This window comes from Roseateles sp. P5_E11, from assembly GCF_054049355.1.
Genome location: NZ_JBFUMO010000287.1, coordinates 1 through 7,270, shown reverse-complemented (window position 1 = coordinate 7,270; position 7,270 = coordinate 1). Strand labels below are relative to the sequence as shown.

The 7,270-nt window shown below is 63.3% G+C and carries 6 protein-coding genes; 5 read left to right on the top strand and 1 reads right to left on the bottom strand.

All coding sequences use genetic code 11. From position 1 onward, the window contains the following. The 5 genes from ACXJKR_RS19420 to ACXJKR_RS19400 form a co-directional block, all read left to right on the top strand. Positions 1-594: LPD7 domain-containing protein (locus ACXJKR_RS19420; RefSeq protein WP_457324208.1), on the top strand; the 594-nt coding region annotated here is incomplete at its 5' end. Positions 595-603: 9 nt separating this feature from the next. Next, entirely contained in the window at positions 604-1,881 is a 1,278-nt protein-coding gene (locus ACXJKR_RS19415; protein ID WP_457324207.1) for a DUF1173 family protein, read from the top strand. A gap of 86 nt (positions 1,882-1,967) precedes the next feature. Beyond that, the gene (locus tag ACXJKR_RS19410; protein WP_457324206.1) at positions 1,968-2,801 is read left to right on the top strand and encodes a hypothetical protein; all 834 of its coding nucleotides are present in this window, start codon (positions 1,968-1,970) and stop codon (positions 2,799-2,801) included. Next, positions 2,798-3,904, top strand: coding sequence for a hypothetical protein (locus ACXJKR_RS19405; RefSeq protein ID WP_457324205.1), 1,107 nt, complete (start codon positions 2,798-2,800; stop codon positions 3,902-3,904). Before ACXJKR_RS19410 ends, ACXJKR_RS19405 begins: the two co-directional genes overlap by 4 nt. Further along, positions 3,901-6,126, top strand: a complete 2,226-nt coding sequence (locus ACXJKR_RS19400) for an alpha-ketoglutarate-dependent dioxygenase AlkB (RefSeq protein ID WP_457324204.1) — start codon at positions 3,901-3,903, stop codon at positions 6,124-6,126. The genes ACXJKR_RS19405 and ACXJKR_RS19400 overlap by 4 nt, the downstream gene beginning before the upstream one ends. A gap of 66 nt (positions 6,127-6,192) precedes the next feature. Here ACXJKR_RS19400 and ACXJKR_RS19395 read toward each other — a convergent pair. Next, on the bottom strand, positions 6,193-7,270 hold a 1,078-nt coding region (locus ACXJKR_RS19395), incomplete at its 5' end, for a CHAT domain-containing protein (RefSeq protein WP_457324203.1).

Sequence of the window (7,270 nt, the reverse complement as noted above, 5' to 3'; positions counted from 1 at the left end):
ACCGAATATCGATTCCGCGGAGACAGCACGCGGGTGGCCTTCACCGAGTCGACATTCCGGCTGGCCACGGAAACCAACAGCCCCTCGGTCGCCAGATCCATGGTGGACGTCGCGCAGGCACGCAGCTGGAAGGGCCTGCGCGTGTCCGGCAGCGAGGATTTCCGTCGCATGGTCTGGCTGGAAGCCACCGTGCGGGGCGTGAAGGCGGTCGGCTATGAGCCGAACCCCGGCGACCTGGACGTGCTCAAGCGTGAACGCGAGGCCCGGATGGTCAACCGGGTGGAACCGGCGCGCGATGCCGCCCAGGCAGGCACCTCGAAGGGCACCGACAAGGCGTCAGGCCGTGGCGGCGGCGCGCGAAAGGCGGTCGTCGCAGCCATCGAAGCGGTCCTGGTCGCGAAGCAGATCCCGGAAGCGCAGCGCAGGGACATCCTCGCAGCCGCCGCCGAGAAGCTCGCGCAACGGTCCCGCGCGGGCGCCGCCCCTAAGGTAAAGCTCTACGACCCAGCAGCCGCCAGCCAGAGGAAGGTGGCCATAGCGGCGCCTGAAGTCAGCCGGCCACGTGAGCGCACTGCGCCAGCGCCGGCGCGGTAGGAGCGCGGCATGGTAGCGGTGGCGCACTACCAAGATTTCGAGGCCCAGCCGCTCGAGATCTTTGGCACCCGCTTGCAGCCCGATGCCCCGGGCTTTGCTGACGCTGTCGCGCAGGCCTATGCGGCGCGCCGTCGGCCCCGCTGCTTGTGCCGACCGGAAGGCGTCGAGATGTACGTGGCCAAGCTGGGCGATGGCTACATCGTCAAGCGAATGCCGGAGACCGGATCGCAACACGCTCCCGGGTGCCCGTCCTACGAGGGATCCACGGAAGCATCCGGCCGAGGTCTGATGCTGGGGCTCGCCATTCGCGAGGATCCCGGGACCGGCTTGACCGCGCTGCGCCTGGATTTCTCACTGTCCCATGGTGCGGGGCGTTCAGCGGTGCCAAGCTTTGAGGCGGAAGCGTCAACTGCGAGAAGCCGCGGCAGCCGACTTTCCTTGAGGGGACTCCTGCACTATCTCTGGGACCAGGCTGGACTGACCCGCTGGCAGCCGGGGTTTGCGGGCAAGCGATCGTGGGGCGTGGTGCGTCGACGCCTTCGGGAGGCCACGTCCAGCCACACCGCCAACGGGCAGGTGCTGCAGGACCGGCTGTACGTGCCCGAGCCCTTTGCTGCCGACCAGTGGGAAGGCATTCGCGCGCGCAGGTCCGCCCAGTGGGCAGCGGTCACCGAGGGCCCGAGCATCGCCCACCCCCGCATGCTCCTTGTCGCTGAACTGAAGGAGCTGGCCTCCGCCCGACATGGCTACAAGGCCACGGTGAAGCACGCCCCGGACCTCGGATTCATGCTGGACGAGCGGCTCTTTCGGCAGGTCGGACGACGATTCGAGCGGCAACTGGCCCTATGGGGGGCGTCCGACGATATCCGCATGGTGGTGATCGGGACATTCTCCCTCACGGCCTCAGGCGTGCCGCTGCTCGGCGAGGTGTCGCTCATGCCCGCCACACGCGATTGGATACCCGTGGAAAGCGCCTTCGAGAAGATGCTGATCGAGCGCCTCATTGCGGACGAGCGATGCTTCCTGAAGGGCCTGCGGTATGACCTGCGTGCCGAGGTCCCCTTGGCCGCGGCCACCCTCCTGGACTGCGGGAACACGGCGCCGCTGCTCTGCATCACATCCGAGCAGGCGGCACACCCATCTGCTTGTCACCCTTCACGACCTGCAGACGAAGTACGGTGGCAATGGCTCGCACAAGAGGAGCCGATGCCAATGCTCCCACCACCTTCCAGGATGGACTCGCGGTTTGACGAATGCGTCAGTCCGGCCGGCGCCAGCCACAGGTAAAGGCCCTGTAGACCTAACGCCACGCCGCCCTGGGGCCGCCGCGGCCGCCGTCGTATATTTGGCGAAAACAATGGTGGGGAGGCAGCGTGATCACATTCCGCCCGTGGTACGACGTCGTGCGTCGTGCGCGCATCGTCGACCCGCTCAATGCCGACCCACGAGAGACGCGTCAAAACCGCATGCGTCTCGGCAGGTCGAGCGGCTGGATTTTCGACCACGCCATCGGCGGCGGCCAGGCCAATTTCGACGAGCYGATCGAAGATCTGTCGGCCCGTGATCGCGTGATGCTGTATGCACTCTTCAACCAGAAGGGTCACGTACCCGAGCTCATCCACGCCTTCTCGAAACTGGCGAACGATCCCCGACACCTGAACGGGGCAACCATGCTGGACATCGGCTGTGGGCCGTTCACAGCGGGGCTGGCGCTCGCGAATGTGGCGGGTGACGAGGTCCCGTTTCGCTACTACGGCGTCGACACCTCCAACCAGATGTGCGCCTTCGGCGCTGAACTGGCCGACGCGGTCAGGGCGGAGGGCGGGCTCAACCCGCAGACATCCGTGGCGTTCAGCCACTCGGCTGACGCCATTGACTTTGGCGCCCCGAGACTGGGCTGGACGGTTGTCGTGCTGTCGTATCTGCTGGCCAGCAAGTCGCTGAACGTCGAGGTGATCGTGCGCCAGATTATCGACGCCTGCGGCCGGATCGGGCCTGGCCCAGTGGCCATCCTCTACACAAACTCAGCCGTGGACGACAGGCGCGCCGCATTCCCTGAACTGGAGGCCCGCCTCTGCGCCGCTGGCTTCAAGTGCGAGGTGGTGGACACCGAGCTGCTCACCGACGGTGACAAGCCTCGCCACATCCACTACGCCTTGTTCACCCGGGCCCCACTTCCCATGCCGCTCAGCGCTTTCAGGCCATGAGACTTCCAAGCTTCAACGATCTACTCGCCGAGCAGCGGCGGATCTTCATGGAAGACCCGGACCGGTCCATCCTGGTGGTCGGCCCGCCGGGGTCCGGCAAGACGTCCGTGGCCCTGTGGAAGGCAAATGTGCTGGCCGGCCCCGAGTACGGGCGTCGGGTGACCGTGGTGACCAAGAACCGCCTGCTCGCCGCGCTGGCGACACAAATCTCCCAGGACCAAGGAAACGCCCCCGTCAACAGCACGACGATGCACTACCTGGTCTGGCACCACTATCGGGACACCTTAGGACGCCATATCCCTCAGTGGTCGCCGTACAACTTCATCTGGTCGCAAGTGCTGCGCGAGTACGAGGCCGCCAACGTACAACCGACGATCGATCACCTCGTTATTGATGAGGGTCAGAACCTCCCGAAGGACTTCTTCGTCTGGGCGAGGCGCTTCGGGGCGCGGGCGGTCTCAGTGTTTGCCGACGAGAACCAATCTACCGAAGGTGGCGGCTGCCATGTCGCGGACCTGCTCGATGCCGGTTTCGCGGAAGTCCTTCCGCTCACGATCAACCATCGCAACACCCAGGAGATTGCGGACCTGGTCGAGCGCTTCCATCAAAACCGGACCATCCCTGTTCTGCCGGCGCAACGCGGACGCTCGAATGACACGCCTCGGCTGATCCAGGTCGGCAGCTGGGAACAGCTCGCCCAGACGGTCAGCATCCGCTTCAGGAACCGCGGCGGCTCGATCGGCGTCATCGTCTTTCGCGTCGACGACATCAACACCGTGTACGGCCTCCTCAGGGATCTCCTTCCAAACGCCCGCGTGGACATGTACGAGAACAATGCCGGCGCGCATGCCGAGGACGCCATCTGCCTGCGCGATCCTGGGGTGACCGTGATTTCGGGCGAGTCGGCCATCGGGCTTGAGTTCGATACCGTGTTCCTGCAGGATCTGGAACGCTCGCTGCCCATGGTCGAGGCGGTCCAGCAGAGGCGCCTCTACATGCTCTGCGCACGTGCCCGGGACAGCTTGTTCCTGGTCAACGGTCCGGAAGACCTGTCGGCGGCACAATTGGCTGATCTCCCTCCTCCTCCCGTCCTTGATCGATGAGCGCGACTTCCGGCGACCAGCTGGACCTCCTTGAACCGGCCTCTGAACAGCTCCGCCCAAAGGGGACGAGCCTGCTCGGCCTCGTCCTGGACCAAGACGCATTTCTGCAGTTCCTGAGCAGCGAGTGGCTTGTCCAGTCTTCCGGGCAAATGGTGTTGGGCACCGAGCTCGCCTGTGGCACGCTCTCCCCTGATGCCGCGGGCGTCGCGGTATGGTTCGATGCTGAGGCCCTCCCGGATTACACAGTCATGGCCTGGAGAGATGGTCAATGGTGCGAGACCACGCTGAGGGGAGTCCGAAGCGCCGACACCATCGTCGCCTGGAGTGGTCCGCTCCCAGCATTTGCGGTGGATCACTTCCATGTCGGCACCGACGCTGTGCGGTCAAAGCTTCTAGCGCTTGCGCGGAACTTTGCGGACATAGAGGTCCCCACTCAGCCTTTCGAGGTCGGCTCGCTCTCGCAAGTTGCCCCGCCACGCGAAGCACCTCCAGGTAACAGCCCTTGGCAGCCTCCGACCAACTGGGATGCATTGCGCGGCGCGGCAGCGATGGCTGCCTTTGCCGTGCCAGCGATCGACCCATGGATCGATCTGTTCTGCGACCTGGTCCGCAACGGTGTCTCGAAACCTGAGCACGCGGAACACTTGCGAGCGCCGTGGTTGCGAGCAGCGCTCTGGTCCTACAGGATGGAGCAGGAAGAGCCGCCAGCGCTTTGGAGGGCCATCGTCGCCGAGTTCTCTCGGCGGGGAAGACTGCAGGAGTGGCGTGCAAGAACCATCCTTGAGGACATCTGTGAGCACGCAAGAAGGCTCGGCGAGGACGAAGAGCGCCTTGCGAGGCTCTTTGAAGGCGCGATGTCACTCCTTGAAGATCGGGGAACCATCGAGGACGTCGGCTCGCACGATGACTTCCTTGCTCTGACGCTGCAATTGCTGCTCCTTCGACCTTCTCCGGACCGGTTCATTGGCTGGCGCGAAGACTGGTCATCGATTCCACCTGTCGTTTGGTGGACGGGCATGACACTCGCCGGCTACCTCCAGGGGTTTAAGTCATTGCCAAAAGAGCTCCGAGGAACCCAGGAGTGTCGAAGGCTGATGGCTCTCAAGACTTGGCAGCACGCTTGTAGCGATGGCTCTGGCCCGTGGCACAGCCTTACCCCTGATGTTGTTGGATGGCACGTTGATACCAGCGCCATCGTCATGACCGCCGATGCAAAGYCGTGGGCAGAGCACAAGCTCGGCACTCGAGGCAGTTGGTACCGGGCATCGTTCGATCATCCAACGATTCAAGACGAAGCTAGAACGCTCGCTCAGGAAGAGTGTCCGGAGGCACTCGAGCAGGTCGTCGCAATCTCCGACGCGAGGATTCAGTTCTTGGGCAGTGGGACAGTGAAGGCCGTAGCGAAGGAGCGGACTTTGACTGTTACTGGCCGAGTAGAGCTGCCGCTGGGTCACGGCCTCACCATTGAGCACCGGCTGAATATTCATCGCTTCAAGAGGTGGTTGGCCACCGCTGCGATTGCTCGTCGCCTAAAACGCCCAAGTGTCGAGACTCCCAGCGATAGCGATCACTCAAGTGCGGTACTTGCCGGAAAGCTGGGGCTCGCGAAGGTCGTAGCGAAGAAGCAACCAGCAAAGCGTGCGTTGACACGTACGAACGCCACGAAGAGCAACGAACCTCCAGCTGGACTGCAGCTGTTGCCAGACTTCATCACCTACGTCGAGGAGGCTGACCTCATCGCCATCATCGATTCGCTCGAATGGGACCGATCGATGAAGCGCCGCGTTCAGCACTACGGCTGGCGCTACGACTACAAAGCGCGCCAAGTCGTCCACGACAACTACCTAGGTCCCCTGCCCGATTGGGCTCAGCGCTTGGCCGTGCGTCTGCACGACCTGGAAGTTGTCTCCGAGGTGCCCGATCAAGTGATCGTCAACAACTACGACGGCGCGCAAGGAATCACAAAGCACATCGACTGCCGTGAATGCTTCCGAGGCCCCGTCGTGACGATCAGCCTGCTTGAGACGTGGGACATGGTGTTCACGCGAAAGCTTGGTGAGGAGACCGTGCGATTCGTCCAGCAGCTTCCTCGATGCAGCGCCGCGGTGCTCGATCAAGAGGCTCGCAGCGTGTGGCAGCACGAGATTCCGGAGCGCCTCACAGAGCACGGGGTGCCCCGTGGACGACGGGTATCGATCACCTTCAGAAAGGTTGCGGCATAGGGCAGCAGGACCGCATCCGCAAGGGCTACGGCGTGAGCAGTACGAGCCTGTCGCGTGCGAGTCGCCTCATGCAACGCTCGGCGCTTCAGATGCCTCCGCTCCGTCCACACTGGACCGCTCAAAGTAGACCTCGTCGCTCACGATAGTGATGTTCTCCGGCCGGCCGAGTTGACCAAAGAGCATGGTCTCAACGAACTGATAGCGCGCAGCCCATACTGCTCGGAGTTCTGCATCGTTCATGGAAGCAGCCTGCTTGACGCCTTCTTGGAGCTTCTCGAACCAACTGTCATCGCCGGCATTGATAGCCATATTGGCATCGCCATGTAGTTGACGAAACTGCGCCTCGTCGATAGCTTTGCGTGCCCAGTGGAGATCCATCAACACATCGCTGGTGTACGACATGCGAAAGAACGTCCCGACGATCTCGCGCCAGGAGAGCGGGCGGTGCTTGGTGACCATTGGTAGGTAGGCAGAGATGCGATACAGCAGCCTGGCCACGAGGACAGCAGCGTGCGTCGCGTCGACGGGGGCATAGGTACCGAGGACAGCCTGGACACCATTGGCCAGGAAGCCGTTGGCCACGGATGCGTGCGAGCCATTCAGAGGGTGGGTACTACATGCCGCCAGGACAACCACTGGCGCCATGCGTGCAGCATGCTTGAGATCCCACACATCGACTCGCTCCTTGCCGATCTGCAGCCAGGCGTGCTCGGTCTTCCCGCCGTGGTTGCCATGGCAGTCGAAGATCAGGAGAGCGCCGCCGTACCCATTCATCGCATCGACGAGCTCGTCACGCGTTGACACGTCAACGTAGTCCACCCTCAACGCACCCAAATCGAAGCGATCGACCGCCAGCTTCAGATGATCGCGGATCGGATCCTCAGCCCCGAACGACCTAATCACGAGGACGTGATCCAACGCTGATCTCGGAACGACGGTTCTCGGATGCGTCAACGCCACTTGCGCCGTCACGTTCCCGGGCGTCGAAGGTACGCGGGACATCTCGCATCGAAACATCGCCGGCAGGCCGCACACAGGGAGCCACTCGATCGGGAAATCGCARATCGTCAGCAACCGTTTGCGCCCCTCAAACATCGAGGACCACAGCTTGTCGCCGATCTCGCTTCGGACCTCGGCGCAGTAC